Raw genomic sequence first — 14266 nt, 5'->3', positions numbered from 1 at the left:
TCTGTGTAAGTGGTTTGTGATGGTTGTGTAGCGGAAACAGAGGCACCATTCACATACGAATCACTGTCGCTTGGGGTCAATGCTGCGATGGCTGCTGGAAGTGCTTGACCTGCTGTTGCGCTCTCGAAACGGTATGTTACTTGGTACTTATTGGCTCTAAATTCCCACTTACCAACAAAGGTAACATCTGCCTTATTAACCACTGCGCCAGCTGGAATATACCTCTTGAAGGTCCATATACCATCGTTCACATCATCTATGTAAGTGGTTTGGATTGGTTGCTTGACCAAAACTGCAACACCATTCAGATAGGTCGCACTATCGCTTGGAGTCAAGGCTGTGATTGCTGATGGAAGAGCTTTGCCGGTTGTCGCACTTTCAAAACGATAATCGGCTTGATACTGGTTTTCCTTAAATTCCCATTTGCCTACAAAATTCACATTTGCCTTATTCACGACTGCACTATCTGCAGCATAGCCCTTAAAGGTCCATACACCGTCATTCACTGTGTCTGTATAAGTCGTTTGAACAGGTTGTTTGGCTGAAACTGCTGCGCCATTTACATAACTTGTACTATCATTTGGAGATAAGGCTGTGATAGCTGATGGAAGATCTTTCCCTGCGGTTGCACTTTCGAATCGGTAAGCGGCTTGATACTGATTCGCCTTAAATTCCCACTTACCAATGAAAGCTAAATCAGCCTTTTTCACAATCTTACTTTTGGCATCGTAACCAACAAAAGTCCAGATACCATCGTTCACATCATCTGTGTAAGTCGTTGTAGTCAATTCTTCTGGTAGAACTTTTTGTGTATTGTAGTAAGTTGAGGTGTCTTTTGGTGTTTTCTTCTGGATAAAGTCAGGTAAAGAAAGGCCAGTCGTCCCACTCTCAAAACGATAGCTTACATGGTGCGGTCTAGGCGTTACTTCCCATCTACCAGTATATATCACGCGCTTGCCATCATAAGTTGCATTCTTGTGATCGTATCCCTTGAAGGTCCATATGTAATCTTTTTCAACTTCTTCTACTAATTCTTTAGCCGGTTGTTTGGATACAATTGTGTCGCCAACCTTGTAAGAGGCCTCATCTTTCGGAAGCATGTCCAAGATACTTTGTGGCAATGGGACACCTGCTTTAGATGATTTGAATACATATTCTGGATTGGGAGTAGGGGCCCATCTTCCAACAAAAGTCCGTCTTCCTACTCCAATAATGACTTTTTCTTTATCGTATCCTTCGAATTTCCAAGTCACCTTATTTGCTCTATCAACATAAGTTGTTTCACTTGGTTGCTCAGCATCTACTTCTGTAAGAAACAGGTCGCCCATCTTATAATCAGTTGGATTTTTCGGAGTCAGCTTGGCGATATAATCTGGTAATGCAATATCAGGATTGGTTGACTGGAACTCATAGTCGACACCATTTGGCTCAAAGCTCCACGTTCCAGTTATAGTTTTGACTTTCGTTCCTGCAATAGCTTTTCCATATTTAGCTGTATCAAAACCATGGAAAGTCCAAGTACCAGTTGGAACGCTTACTGTAGTTGTCTCAAGTTGAATCACATCTTTGTAATCATCCGCTTGAGCTACAAATTCACTAGCAGCTGGAAGCATTGAGCGAATCTTATTGGGCAGAGGATAGATCGGAGTTGAGTTCTTAAATTTGTATTCTACTCTGTAGGTAGTATCAGTCTGTTTTGCAGAATCCTCAGGCAATTTTCCTTTAGAAGAAGTGTCTCCAGACTCTGCTTCTTTTGAAGGAATCTTATCCTTTCCCAAGATGACTTTCGAATTTTTATTACGAAGTCCCGAATTAACGAAGGTTACCAGATTTCGGTAAACTTTATCAATTTCTTCTTGCTTTGTCGCAGTTTGAAGCACGCTATCAGCCGCTGTCATCAAATCATTAAGGATTTCTACACTCTCATCTGTTTTCCTTGAAAAATCCTTATTGCGCAACTCTTTGAGATAGTTTTCTAAAGCACTCTTCTTCAGACTAACGTTTGCAGAGGGCAGCTGGGCAGCTCCTTCTGTGGATGGCTGAACCGTTTCAGCAGCTGGTTGAGAATTTCTAAGAGCAGTTGAATCTGTCACTTGACTTGTCTCTGTCACAGTAGGGGTAGCAGATTTTAAGATAGCTTTATTGTCCTCTTTAGTCTCTGCTTGTACTGACGCAGAAGCCATTGTTGAAGTTGTCTCTTGACTTTCTACTTTTGTTGCTTCAGACGCTCCTTCTGAGGCTTGATTATCTGACTTATTTCCCACTTGTGCTGTAGATTCGAGCTCATCGGCGTGGACTGTTTGGTCCACTCCAATCGCAGTGGGTGCAAACAAAAATCCAATCGCAAGGGACACAGTCGCAACTGATAATTTGCGGATTGAATATTTTATCTTTCTATCCTGAAAAGACATCCTTTCCTCCTCTTTTACTTTATTGGCAACTATTATAGCATAAATAGCGATAATTGCATATTAGGAGAGCCTATTCTTCGCGTTTTTGGTTTCCTATAAAATGAATAATCATCATAAGTAAAAATAGGTATTGACTGTACTTCTATCTCCTGAGTACGAAAAAAGATTGAAAAAGCACTAAAAGTGCTTCTTCAATCTTTTTGATTTCTTTCTATTGGCAGGGAATATTCGAGACGCTAGTAAGTTAAACTATTTTGGCATTTGTAGATACCTTCTCAGTCCTCCGCAGCAAAACCATCATTTTTTATGGCATACCGCTCTATGATGCCATTATGACCAAAGAGAACTCCGTGGAGGACTCCGCCATCCATGCCAATCTTGCCATCCTCAGTCATCCATAGCTGATCAGTTCCTGGTGCCTTATGCAAGAGGTAAAATGTCGGTGTATGGCCAAAGACAATCGTTTTGCCAGTCTGATTGCTGCCTTCATGAAATGGCGCGCGAATCCAAACTTTTTGATAATCACTGGTCTCTCGCCAGTCTTTCAGCTCCAAATCTAGGCCGGCATGGACAAAAATGTACTGCTCTGTCTCCAATAGGAAAGGCATCTGACGGATAAAATCTACTAAATCGGCCGCCTCCGTCTTGACATGTTCCGCGTCTGCTAGTCCATCTACAGGAGCTTTGAGAGGCCGGCCTAAAAGCGAATTAATTGTCGTATCTCCGCCATTGCGTCGATAGTGGTCATAAGACTTTTCAGGATTGTCCAGCCAGGTCAGAAACATATACTCATGATTGCCAGACAGACAAACAGCTCCTTCTTGGTCCACTAAGTCCTTGACCCACTCCAAAACTGCTCGGCTGTCTTCGCCACGATCGATCAAGTCGCCTAGAAAGACTAGTTGGCTACGACCGTCCCAATGCTGGAGCAATTCATCAAGCATGCCAGCCTTACCATGGACATCACCAATTGCAAAATATTCTGTCATACGCGCCACCTTCTAAAGGAGACCGAAACACTAGTGTCTCAGTCTCGCTTGTTTATTTCTTTAATAATTCTTTGGCTTGAGTCAAAGCAGCCTCCGTCACATCTTCGCCAGCCAGCATCTTAGCAACTTCCTGAACACGCTCGTCAGCCGTCAGCAGGCGTACCGTTGAGACGGTCGAATTCTCATCCGAAATCTTCTCAATAAAGAACTGATAATCAGCAATCGCAATGACCTGCGGCAGATGGGAAATGGCCAAGACTTGGCCGTTGGAGCCAATCTTGTAAATCTTCTGAGCGATGGCTTGGGCCACACGGCCAGAAACGCCCGTATCCACTTCGTCAAAGACAATGCTGGTCTTGCCTTCCTTACGAGAAAAGGCCGACTTGATCGCCAACATGAGGCGGGAGAGTTCCCCGCCAGACGCAACCTTGACCAAAGGTTTGAAATCCTCTCCCGGATTGGCTGAGATGTAGAACTCTACTTGCTCATTGCCTTCACGGTTGAACTTGCCCTTACTGAACTGCACTTTAAAGCGCGCCTTTTCCATGTAGAGATCCTGCAGCTCTTGCTTGATTTCCGCTTCCAGCTGTGCTGCTAAGCCGTGACGAGCCTGACTCAGCTCCTGGGCCAGCTCTACCAGCTCTCTCTCCAAGGCCTTTAGCTCTCGGTCCATATCCTCTGAGGACAAGTTACTGCCAGTTAAGAGGCTGTATTCTTTGGAAATCTGAGCAAAATATTCCAGCACATCATCTACTTGGCCACCGTATTTACGTGTGATGCTGTTAATCAAGTCTAGGCGACTCTCCACCTGCAGCAGACGATCTCCGTCAAAATCCAGTCCATCCAAAATATCCTCTAGGCGCTTGCTGACATCCTCTAAGACATAATAAGTCTCCGACAAACTGCCTGAAAGCTCCTTGTAGGCTGGATCGTAATCCTCGATAGACTCAAGGTCGTTCATAGCTGAACGGACATTTCCCAGACTGGAAAAGTCTTCATTATCCAGCATGGTATAGGCGTTGGTCAGCGTATCGGCAATGAGCTTGTGGTTGAGCAATCGATCTCGTTCCTGATGCAGGGCGATGTCTTCACCACTTTTGAGAGCTGCACTCTCAATCTCCGCCATCTGGAACTCCAGCATCTCAATTCTGGCCTTATGCTCCTGCTGGTTTTTCTTCAGAGTCAGGACTTGCTTGCGTAGACTTCGATAGCGGTCAAAGGTTTCCTGATAGCGGCCTTTGAGATGCAAAAAGTCTGCTGAGCCAAACTCATCTAGCATGGCTATATGAAGCTGGGATCTCATCAGCTCTTCCTGATCGTGCTGACCATGGATATCCACCAAGTGCTGACCGACAGCCTTTAGAACTGACAGATTCACCATCTGGCCATTGATACGGCTGACACTGCGGCCGTTTTGCAGAATTTCCCGACGGATAATCAGCTCGTCGGTCAGCTCCCAGCCCTGCTCCTCAAAAATCTCTCGCAAAGCTCTGCTATTTTCCAGCGAAAAAAGTCCCTCTATCTCAGCCTTAGGCGCTCCATGACGAATAACATCCGTCGTAGCACGGCTGCCCAGCATCATGTTCATCGCGTCAATAATAATAGACTTGCCGGCTCCGGTTTCCCCGGTCAAAACCGTCATACCTTGCTCAAAATTAAGGGAAATCTCCTCAATAATAGCAAAATTTTTAATCGAAATTTCTAATAACATAGACTTTCCTACCAATTATTGATTTCAGCCGTGACTTTTTGGGCTGCACTTTCACTTACTGCAACGATTAGGATACTGTCATTATCCGCAATGATGCTGAAAATTTCCTCAGCAAATTCTTTGCTCAGATGACGCTTGACGACCGCCGCACTCCCTGGTACTAGGTTAAGATTGAGCATATTTCCTAGATTTCGACAGGCCAAAATATTATTTTCTGCCAGCTTCAGACTATTGGTAGCTGTTTTGGGAAGCTCATAGATATAGGTATTATCTTTAAAAGGGATTTTGACAATCCCTAGCTCCTTGATATCTCGTGAAACCGTTGCCTGTGTCGCTGTAATTCCAGATTCCCTGAGATGTTCCACGATTTCCTCTTGGGTGCCAATCTCAAATTCGCTGACAAATCGTCTGATTTTCTCTAATCTATCCTTCTTCTTCATCTTTAAATTCCCTGTGGGCTGCCTCTACGACAGCAACTAAGTCTTGCTCCAGCTCATTTTTCGGCTGCTCGTTTTTCTCCAGAAAGGCTAAAAATTCAACATTGCCATGCCCGCCCTGAATTGGAGAAAAATCCAAACCTTTAACTGAAAAACCTGCTTCCAGCATAAAGCTTGTCACGGTTTCCAACACCGCCAAATGAACTTTCTTGTCCTTGATAATCCCCTTCTTACCAATCTGCTCGCGGCCAGCCTCGAACTGAGGCTTGATCAAAGCCACGACCTGACCTCCCTCTTCTAAAATCTGGTAGAGGGCTGGCAAAATCAAGCTAAGAGAGATAAAGCTAACATCAATGCTGGCAAAGCTGGGCTGAAAGGCAAAATCAGCTGGCTCCGCATAGCGAAAATTGAACTGCTCCATGCTGATAACCCGTTCATCTTGGCGAAGTTTCCAGGCTAACTGGTTGGTTCCGACATCAACAGCGTAGACCAGTCGTGCTCCCGCCTGCAACATGACATCGGTAAATCCTCCAGTTGAAGCTCCGATATCCAAGGCCACTCGGTCTGCCACCGAAAGGCCAAACACTTGCAAAGCCTTTTCTAATTTCAGGCCGCCCCGACTGACATACTTAAGTTTTTCTCCCTTGAGCTTGAGCTCTGTTCCATCATCGATTTTTTCACCCGGCTTATCAAAGCGCTCTCCATTCGCAAGCGCCACGACTAGGCCTGCCATCACTCCGCGCTTGGCCTGTTCTCGGGTCTCAAAGAGGCCTTGTCGATAGGCCAGTACATCCACTCTTTCCTTAGCCATCCAGTCTCAAACTTTCTATTATTTTTTGAATTTCTTCCGCTGAAAAATCACTTTCTTTTTCTAGTTGCCCCAGTAGACTTTTCGCTTGTTCCAGCGTTTCATCGAAAAAGTCTCTGGCTCCATCTAAGCCTAGCAAGGCTGGATAAGTTGATTTCTCAGCCGCCAGATCCTTCTGCGGTGTCTTACCGATCTGCTCAAAACTGGCTGTCACATCTAAAATATCATCCCGCACCTGAAAAGCCAAACCCAAGAGCTCTCCCGCCTGACGAAGCTTCCCTAGAACTGATTGACCAGTCTGAGCAATGATCCCAGCCGCTACAAAAGGATAGGCCAAGAGCTTACCTGTCTTATTGGCATGGATGGTCTGGAGCTGGTCCATGGTCAACTTGCGGCCTTCTCCCTGCATATCCAAAACCTGCCCAGCCACCATACCAAAGGAACCAGCCGCCAAAGACAGCTCTGCTATCAGATCCACCTTGACCTGACTAGGGAGCTCTACCATTGCCACTAAACCATAAGGATCCAAAAAGAGAGAATCTCCCGCCAAAATGGCCATATCCTCCCCAAATTTCTTGTGGCTGGTCAGACGGCCTCGGCGGTAGTCATCATTATCCATAGCTGGCAAATCATCATGGATCAGGCTGCCAGTGTGAATCATCTCCAGAGCTGCTGCCACCTGAAAGTGAGCGGGAGTTAATTCTAGACCAAATCCCTCCAGCAACTCCAAAAGCAAGAGAGGGCGGATCCGCTTGCCACCAGCCTCGACAGAATAGAGAATGGTCTCAGTCAAATCCGCTGACACTTCCTTGCTCTGATAAAATTCTTGAATCGTCAGGCCAATTTGCCTGATTTTATGCTCTCTTGTCATTCCATATCCGTTTCCGTGCCATCCGCCTGCATGACCTTGACCAAGGTCTTCTCTGCCTGATCCAGCGTCTTTTGCAAGTCTTTAGACAGCTGCATGCCCTTCTGGAATTCAGCGATGGCCTCTTCCAAGGCTACATCCCCATTTTCCAACTTCTGGACAATGGCTTCCAAATCAGCTAAGTTTTCTTCAAATTTCTTGTCTTTTGACATCTTTTACCTCAACTTGGACTTGACCATCCCGCATGAGAATGGTCAACTGGTCCTTCTTCTTGATATCCTGACTGGACTCGATTACTGTTTCATTTTTTTGGATAATAGCATAGCCCCGCGCTACAATGCGACTGGTATCCAGCATGAGTAGCGCATCTGACAGCCGTTTGGCTTCAGCCACCTTATGGTCATAAATCACTGCCATATTGCTACGCAACAAGCGCTCTTGCTGGTGAACCTGCTCCTGATAGCGCTGCACCTGCCGCAGAGGTGACAGAGATTCCAAGCGATGCTGGAGAATCTTGACCTGCTGGACTTCTTCACTATAATATTCGCGAATTTTTTGCTTTAATCGTAGATTGAGCTGGTCTAACTTTTGCAGATAGCCATCATAAAGTCGCTCTGGCTGCCGAAAAATAACAGAGGAAGCCAGCTTGTGCAAACGTTCCCGCTGGTAGGAAAGACGGTTGGAGGCCGCATTGGACAGACGATTTTGCTGCTGACTCAAATGCCCCAGAAGATCCAGCTTGGTGACTGGTGTCGCCAATTCTGCTGCTGCTGTTGGGGTTGCTGCTCGTCGGTCTGCCACAAAGTCAGCCAGCGTCGTGTCCGTTTCATGCCCCACGCTGGAAATGATCGGAATCTGGGACTCAAATATAGCTCGTACGACGATTTCCTCATTGAAAGCCCAAAGATCCTCGATGGACCCGCCGCCCCGACCAATAATCAAAACATCCAAATCTTCTCGCTCATTGGCTCGACTGATATTAGTAGCTACCTCGGTGGCCGCTCCTTCGCCCTGAACCTTGGTCGGATAAAGCAGGATATCCACGCCTGGAAAACGGCGGCTGACTGTCGTGATGATATCTCGGATGACAGCCCCGCTAGGACTGGTCACCACCCCAATTTTCTTAGGAAATTGAGGTAAGAGCTGTTTAAACTTATCTTGGAAAAGACCTTCTTCACCCAGCTTTTTTTTGAGCTGCTCGAACTGAACAGCCAAGGCGCCAATGCCGTCTGGCTCAGCCTTTTCAATGACAATCGAATAGGAACCACTTGGCTCATAGAGCTGCACGCGACCAATGACATTGACCTTCATGCCCTCTTCTAGTTCAAAACCAAGCTTTTTATAAACACCTGACCAGATAGTCGCCTGAATCACTGCCTTCTCATCCTTAAGGGAAAAATACTGGTGATTGGGGCGCTTGCGAAAATTGGAGACCTGACCTGTCAGATAAACCCGCTCCAAATAAGGATCTCGGTCAAACTTCATCTTCAGATAACGGGTCAAAGTAGAAACCGATAAATAATCTGGCATGTCGCTCCCTTTCTATTTTCTAGTATTTGCCGTAACTTTTATTATACCAAAAAATGGAGGAAGTCAGTGCTTCCAAGTTCCCAATTTTCATGATAAAAATCACTAAGATTTTGTACTTTCCTTAATAATTTGATACATTTCAATGCGCAACTGTTGCGCAATGAATTCTAAGGTTAGTAAACTAGGAATCGAATCGCCCGCCTCAATACGAGCTAGCTGTCTGACCGTCAAACGAGTCTCATCTTCACACAGCAATTCCCTTGTCATTTTACGTTGTTCCCGCAGTTCTCGAATTTTTTTCCCAATTGCTACTTTTAGCTCTGACATGGCACTTTCCGCACTTATCCTTTTCTACTAGTTTTTATACTTTTAACTCTCATACTTTGTTTTTATTATAGCACAAAAAAGTTTTCTATCGTATTAACTTTTTTAATATATATTTAAAAAATAGATCATGTGAAAAAGAAGAAAAATCCTAGTTTTTCCCAGTCGGGACAAGATTCCCAAAATCACAAAAAGAGACTCGGATTTTTCCAAGCCTCCCAAGATTTATTGACTAAAATTTTTCATCCAAGTTAAAATTTGTTGACTCAATTCTGTCGGTAACACCACATAAACTTCTTTGGCTAACTCATCCGCAATGGCTGAATGCAAGTAGGTCGCAGCTGTTACTCTTTCAAAAAGTGAAACCTGCTCAAATTGACCGGCAAAGCCGGCAATCATTCCTGCCAAGGTATCTCCCATACCGCCAGTTGCTTGATAGGGGCCACCAACCTGCAGTTGATAAACATCCTTTTCCCCACTCTGAAAAACTCGCGTTCCGTTCCTTTTCTGTACAACTAGAGTCCCCTTAGGAAATTGGTCAACAGCCTTTTGACTAGATTTCTCGTCCTGTGACTCGATGGGCAAGCCAGACAAGCTTTCCCATTCTTTCTGGTGAGGGGTAAAAATTGTCTGGGAGTTTGGAAAAGGCAGAGCTTGCTTGGCAAAAAGCGAGGTAGCGCCCCCATCCATAATCAAGATTTGTTGCTTGTTTACAAGCTGTAAAACCAACTGCAGCACCGATTTCCCTAAAGAATTTTCAGCCAAACCCGGTCCGATTAAAATAACAGTAGCCTTGCGGATCTGCTCCATCAGCCGCTCTTGCTCCCACAAATCAAAGGCCATAGCCTCTGGCAAATGAGCATGGAGGGCGGGAATATTTTCCCGTTCAGTTGCAACAGTCACCAAACCAGCTCCGCTCCTTACTGCGGCCAAAGCAGCCATGATAATAGCCCCTCCGTAAGGATAGGTCCCACCAATCAATAGCAAACGACCATAGTCACCTTTATGACTGTCTGGCGATCGATTTATAATAACCTTTTTCAAAAGCCTGTCACTGACTAGTTTCATCTTTGATCCTCTATAGCCATTTAAATGTTTCCAAAAACCAATATTACCCGCTCAAGCACATTAAGCAAAGAAATTTAACTGCCATTTTCTATCCCTCATAAGCATATCTTTATTGAATTCTAGTTGCGTAAGAGAACAGTGTTGAGGCCAACAAAAAGCATTATCTTTTTTCACTTCAAAATCAAAAGCTAAAATGACTCTCCATCTCACCAGTTACCGCTAATACGTATATCCTATACTTTGACAATTTTTTCCGAAATTTCCATTCTTCATTTCGACCCGAGCAATTTTTCTTCTCTCATATTTTACCATATTTTCGCTCGATACTTAAAATGAAGAAATAAATTCAGAGCAAGATTTCTGTGGGACTGTTACATTGCTTACTACCACAGTACCTAAAAAATGGGGACTTTCATCAAAGAAAACTATACCACGAAACTCTAACCTCATCTAAAAAAGACCCAGCTGATTTTAAAAAACATGTAGTTGCCAATGCAACTCTTTGCTTGTAACCAAAAACAGCTATCGGCTCATCCAAATAAACAAATTTATCTTGAAAACAAAAAAGGTCCATTGGACCTTTTCTAAATGTTAAGTTACTACCGTAACTTTCTATCAACAACCTAAAAATGTCTCCCAGACATTTTGAAGAAAACTCTGTTTTCTTTATCCGCAACTTAAAAAGGTCCACTGAACCTTAATAAACGAAAACTCGCTCTCGCGAGCTCCCATCTGCAACCTGAAACAATCCACCGGATTGTTTCAGCCACCTAGATATGCTTTTCGGACTTCGTCAGAAGCGAGAAGTTCTTGGCCTGTTCCAGATAGAACAATTTTTCCTGTTTCAAGAACATAACCACGGTCTGCGATAGACAGTGCTTTATTGGCATTTTGCTCAATCAAAAGCACAGTTGTCCCCTGCTTTTGGATATCTTGAATGATATCAAAGATTTCTTGGATGAAGATAGGAGCTAGCCCCATCGACGGCTCGTCCAAGAGTAAGAGCTTAGGTGTAGACATGAGCGCTCGGCCCATAGCTAGCATTTGCTGCTCACCACCAGATAGAGTCGCTGCATCTTGGTTCTTACGCTCTTCCAAGCGTGGGAAACGAGAGAAGACCTTTTTGAGATTGGCTTGGTTTTCTTCACGATTTTTCTTAAGAAAAGCTCCCATTTCAAGATTTTCCAAAACGGTCAAACCTGGAAAGACATGGCGCCCTTCTGGAACTTGTGAAAGCCCCGCAGCTACAATCTTTTGAGCAGGCACTTTTTGAATTTCATTGCCTAAAAATTCAATCTTCCCAGCACTTGGGCGAACCAAACCAGAGATCGTGCGGAGGATGGTTGTTTTCCCAGCACCATTGGCACCAATAAGCGAAACGACTTCTCCTTCGTTGACTTCAAAGCTGACATCACGGACAGCCTGAATCATGCCGTAGTGGACGGATAGATTTTCAACTTTGAGCATGGACATTAGGCTTCACCTCCTAGATAAGCTTCAATAACGCGTTTGTCATTCTTAATCTCATCTGGTGTGCCGTGGGCAATCAAGCGACCGTACTCTAGTACGTAGATGCGCTCAGTTACTTCCATAACCAGACTCATATCATGCTCAATTAGCATGATGGTAATATTAAATTCATTTTTAATCCGACGGATCAGGGCAGTCAGCTCAGCTGTTTCCTGTGGATTCATACCAGCAGCGGGCTCATCCAAGAAGAGAATCTTAGGCTCTGTGGCAAGCGCTCGGACAATCTCCAGACGACGTTGCTGACCGTAGGCCAAATTTTTAGCCAAGGTTTCTGCTTCCTTATCCAAGTCAAAGATGGCTAGCAATTCCAAAGCTTTCGCTTTCAATTCTTCTTCATTTTTATAAAATGCTGGAAGGCGGAAGAAAGAAGCCAACACGTGAGGTTTATGGTGATTCCCGAAAGCAATCAATACATTGTCCAACACAGTCAAATCTTTAAAAAGGCGAATATTTTGGAAGGTCCGACTGAGACCCAGAGTCGCAATTTTATAAGGTTGCTTGCCATTCAGCAAGTGACCATCCAAAGTGACCGTTCCCTCACTCGGCTCGTAGACCCCTGTCAAAAGGTTGAAAAGCGTTGTTTTCCCAGCACCGTTGGGACCGATAAGACCGACCAGTTCACCCTCGTTCAATTCCAGACTTACATCACTAACAGCTGTTAGTCCTCCAAAATTTTTGGTTAATTTTTTTACTTCAAGAAGCGCCATTATTCTTTGACCTCCTTATTCTTTTTAAGGAGCTTAGACAAGCTCAATTCCCAAGTACCAAGCAAGCCGCCTGGACGGAAAATCATCACCAAGATTAAGGCAAGTGAATAAACGATCATCCGAACGCTTGAGATATCTTGTAAAAGCATATTGAGGATACCCAATACTACTGCCGCAACAATTGCTCCAGTCATTGATCCAAGGCCGCCAAAAACGACGATAATCAAGACATTGATTGTATTGATAAAGGAGTAGTCTTTTGGTACAACAGAGCCAACAAATCCAGCCTGCAAAGAACCTGCAATAGAAGCCGTAATAGCTCCAAAAACGAAAGCAATGACTTTAATTTTTGTTGTATTGACACCGACAGACTCTGCCGCAATCTCGTCCTCGCGAACAGACAAGGTGCTACGTCCGATAGGACTGCGGAGGAAGTTAAGAGTCAAAATAGTTGTAATTACAACAAAGACATAAACCAACTGCCAAGAGGTAAAGTTAGGAATGGATAGGATACCTGCCGCACCATTAGTCAGATCTCCTCCATTGACAATCAGAATCCGGATAATTTCAGAAACACCCAGGGTCGCAATCGCCAAATAGTCTCCCTTTAAGCGCAGGGTCGGAATACCAACAAGCAGAGCTACTGCACCTGCAATCACAGCGCCAACCAACATAGCAATAAAGAAAGTACCATAGTTTGGAGATTTAGAGCCCATAATAGCTACTGCATAGGCACCAATCGCCATAAAGCCAGCATGCCCAAGCGAGAATTGCCCAGAAAAACCAACGATAAGATTGAGGCCAACAGCCAAGATAATATTAATCCCAATCTGCTCAAAGATTTGCAGATAGAAAGGATTGAGAATACCTGTACTAGCAAGCACTGTTATCAATAGGTAACCAAAAAGGATCAGAGCAAGCCATAACGCATTTACTTTTAAATTATTTTTCATACATTACACCTTCTCTTTCACATTTTTACCTAGAATACCAGCTGGGCGAACCAATAGAATGATAATTAAGATCGCATACACAATCGCATCACGGAAATCTGACAGTCCAACTGCTGTTGCAAAAGTTTCCAAGAGACCGATTACAAAACCACCCAAAGCTGCCCCTGGGATGATACCAATTCCTCCCAAAACTGCCGCAACGAAAGACTTGATACCTGGGGTCATTCCCATCAGTGGCTCAAGTGAGTTGTAGTAAAGGGCAATCAGCACCCCTGCTGCTCCTGCCAAGGCTGAACCCAAAGCAAAAGTAAAGCTGATCGTACGATTGACATTAATCCCCATCAGCTGGGCAGCATCGCTATCCACGGAAACAGCCCGCATGGCTTTACCCATTTTCGTCTTTTGCACGATAAACTGCAAACCAACCATGAGTAAAATAGAAATTCCCAAAATCATTAGTTGGATATTGGAAATCGAAACTGGTCCAATCGTATAACGCACTGTTTCAATCACCTGAGGGAAAGAACGAGTATTGGCACCTACAAAGAAGACCATCCCGTATTCCAAAAGGAAAGAAACCCCAATCGCCGTAATCAAGGCTGCAATCCGTGTCGAATTACGCAGCGGACGATAGGCTAAGAATTCAATCACTACACCGAGGATTGCTGTACCAACCATAGATAAAATTAGGGCCACAAAGAAATTCAGGTGAAGGGTGTTAATCAGGTAATATCCCATGAAAGCACCGATCATATAAATGTCTCCATGCGCGAAATTAATCAGTTTGATAATTCCATAAACCATGGTATAACCCAAGGCCAGAAGCGCATAAACACTCCCCAAAATCAATCCATTAGCCAATTGCTGAAGAAATTGTTCGAGCATTCCACACCACTCTTTCTAATATAAAATAAGAGCAGAAACAACAAT

General features: G+C 44.4%; 14 protein-coding genes. All 14 read right to left on the bottom strand.

The genetic code is table 11. The features are described 5' to 3' along the window. The coding region (locus O3644_RS06575; RefSeq protein WP_371595342.1) for an SHIRT domain-containing protein at nt 1-2411 on the bottom strand (2411 nt) is incomplete at its 3' end. Between the two features lie 275 nt (nt 2412-2686). Further along, complete coding sequence (locus O3644_RS06570; RefSeq protein WP_371595341.1) at nt 2687-3400, bottom strand: metallophosphoesterase; 714 nt, start codon at nt 3398-3400, stop codon at nt 2687-2689. 52 nt (nt 3401-3452) lie between these two features. Then, entirely contained in the window at nt 3453-5111 is a 1659-nt protein-coding gene (recN, locus tag O3644_RS06565) for a DNA repair protein RecN (RefSeq protein WP_371595340.1), read from the bottom strand. A gap of 8 nt (nt 5112-5119) precedes the next feature. Beyond that, on the bottom strand, nt 5120-5551 hold the full coding sequence (locus O3644_RS06560; RefSeq protein ID WP_061423166.1) for an arginine repressor: 432 nt from the start codon (nt 5549-5551) through the stop codon (nt 5120-5122). Then, nucleotides 5535-6359 (bottom strand): TlyA family RNA methyltransferase, encoded by an 825-nt coding sequence (locus tag O3644_RS06555; protein ID WP_125383652.1) that lies wholly within the window; start codon nt 6357-6359, stop codon nt 5535-5537. The genes O3644_RS06560 and O3644_RS06555 overlap by 17 nt, the downstream gene beginning before the upstream one ends. After that, the gene (locus O3644_RS06550; protein WP_048765769.1) at nt 6352-7227 is read right to left on the bottom strand and encodes a polyprenyl synthetase family protein; all 876 of its coding nucleotides are present in this window, start codon (nt 7225-7227) and stop codon (nt 6352-6354) included. Before O3644_RS06550 ends, O3644_RS06555 begins: the two co-directional genes overlap by 8 nt. Then, the gene (locus O3644_RS06545) at nt 7224-7436 is read right to left on the bottom strand and encodes an exodeoxyribonuclease VII small subunit (RefSeq protein WP_005589516.1); all 213 of its coding nucleotides are present in this window, start codon (nt 7434-7436) and stop codon (nt 7224-7226) included. Before O3644_RS06545 ends, O3644_RS06550 begins: the two co-directional genes overlap by 4 nt. Continuing rightward, on the bottom strand, nt 7414-8754 hold the full coding sequence (gene xseA / locus O3644_RS06540) for an exodeoxyribonuclease VII large subunit (RefSeq protein ID WP_371595339.1): 1341 nt from the start codon (nt 8752-8754) through the stop codon (nt 7414-7416). Before xseA ends, O3644_RS06545 begins: the two co-directional genes overlap by 23 nt. A 102-nt stretch (nt 8755-8856) precedes the next feature. Then, the gene (locus O3644_RS06535; protein ID WP_005589514.1) at nt 8857-9081 is read right to left on the bottom strand and encodes a helix-turn-helix domain-containing protein; all 225 of its coding nucleotides are present in this window, start codon (nt 9079-9081) and stop codon (nt 8857-8859) included. 222 nt (nt 9082-9303) lie between these two features. Then, nucleotides 9304-10146, bottom strand: a complete 843-nt coding sequence (locus tag O3644_RS06530; RefSeq protein ID WP_371595338.1) for an NAD(P)H-hydrate dehydratase — start codon at nt 10144-10146, stop codon at nt 9304-9306. A 762-nt stretch (nt 10147-10908) separates the two neighbouring features. Next, nucleotides 10909-11619 carry an ABC transporter ATP-binding protein gene (locus O3644_RS06525; protein ID WP_045501076.1) on the bottom strand — a complete coding sequence of 237 codons (711 nt, stop codon included), beginning with the start codon at nt 11617-11619 and terminating at the stop codon, nt 10909-10911. Next, nucleotides 11619-12383: an ABC transporter ATP-binding protein gene (locus O3644_RS06520; protein WP_148886809.1), complete on the bottom strand. Its 765-nt coding sequence runs from the start codon at nt 12381-12383 to the stop codon at nt 11619-11621. The genes O3644_RS06525 and O3644_RS06520 overlap by 1 nt, the downstream gene beginning before the upstream one ends. Continuing rightward, the gene (locus tag O3644_RS06515; protein WP_371595337.1) at nt 12383-13336 is read right to left on the bottom strand and encodes a branched-chain amino acid ABC transporter permease; all 954 of its coding nucleotides are present in this window, start codon (nt 13334-13336) and stop codon (nt 12383-12385) included. Before O3644_RS06515 ends, O3644_RS06520 begins: the two co-directional genes overlap by 1 nt. 3 nt (nt 13337-13339) lie before the next feature. Next, complete coding sequence (locus O3644_RS06510; protein ID WP_371595336.1) at nt 13340-14221, bottom strand: branched-chain amino acid ABC transporter permease; 882 nt, start codon at nt 14219-14221, stop codon at nt 13340-13342. Nucleotides 14222-14266: the final 45 nt, after the last annotated feature.

Source organism: Streptococcus sp. 27098_8_113 (genome assembly GCF_041432545.1).
Lineage (GTDB): Bacteria > Bacillota > Bacilli > Lactobacillales > Streptococcaceae > Streptococcus.
This window is presented reverse-complemented; position numbering and strand designations above follow the sequence as displayed.

Bases quoted from the DNA above. Each gene is read 5' to 3' on its own strand.
- O3644_RS06570 (WP_371595341.1), bottom strand. From the start codon at position 3,400: ATGACAGAATATTTTGCAATTGGTGATGTCCATGGTAAGGCTGGCATG.
- recN (WP_371595340.1), bottom strand. From the start codon at position 5,111: ATGTTATTAGAAATTTCGATTAAAAATTTTGCTATTATTGAGGAGATT.
- O3644_RS06560 (WP_061423166.1), bottom strand. From the start codon at position 5,551: ATGAAGAAGAAGGATAGATTAGAGAAAATCAGACGATTTGTCAGCGAA.
- O3644_RS06555 (WP_125383652.1), bottom strand. From the start codon at position 6,359: ATGGCTAAGGAAAGAGTGGATGTACTGGCCTATCGACAAGGCCTCTTT.
- O3644_RS06550 (WP_048765769.1), bottom strand. From the start codon at position 7,227: ATGACAAGAGAGCATAAAATCAGGCAAATTGGCCTGACGATTCAAGAA.
- O3644_RS06545 (WP_005589516.1), bottom strand. From the start codon at position 7,436: ATGTCAAAAGACAAGAAATTTGAAGAAAACTTAGCTGATTTGGAAGCC.
- xseA (WP_371595339.1), bottom strand. From the start codon at position 8,754: ATGCCAGATTATTTATCGGTTTCTACTTTGACCCGTTATCTGAAGATG.
- O3644_RS06535 (WP_005589514.1), bottom strand. From the start codon at position 9,081: ATGTCAGAGCTAAAAGTAGCAATTGGGAAAAAAATTCGAGAACTGCGG.
- O3644_RS06530 (WP_371595338.1), bottom strand. From the start codon at position 10,146: ATGAAACTAGTCAGTGACAGGCTTTTGAAAAAGGTTATTATAAATCGA.
- O3644_RS06525 (WP_045501076.1), bottom strand. From the start codon at position 11,619: ATGTCCATGCTCAAAGTTGAAAATCTATCCGTCCACTACGGCATGATT.
- O3644_RS06520 (WP_148886809.1), bottom strand. From the start codon at position 12,383: ATGGCGCTTCTTGAAGTAAAAAAATTAACCAAAAATTTTGGAGGACTA.
- O3644_RS06515 (WP_371595337.1), bottom strand. From the start codon at position 13,336: ATGAAAAATAATTTAAAAGTAAATGCGTTATGGCTTGCTCTGATCCTT.
- O3644_RS06510 (WP_371595336.1), bottom strand. From the start codon at position 14,221: ATGCTCGAACAATTTCTTCAGCAATTGGCTAATGGATTGATTTTGGGG.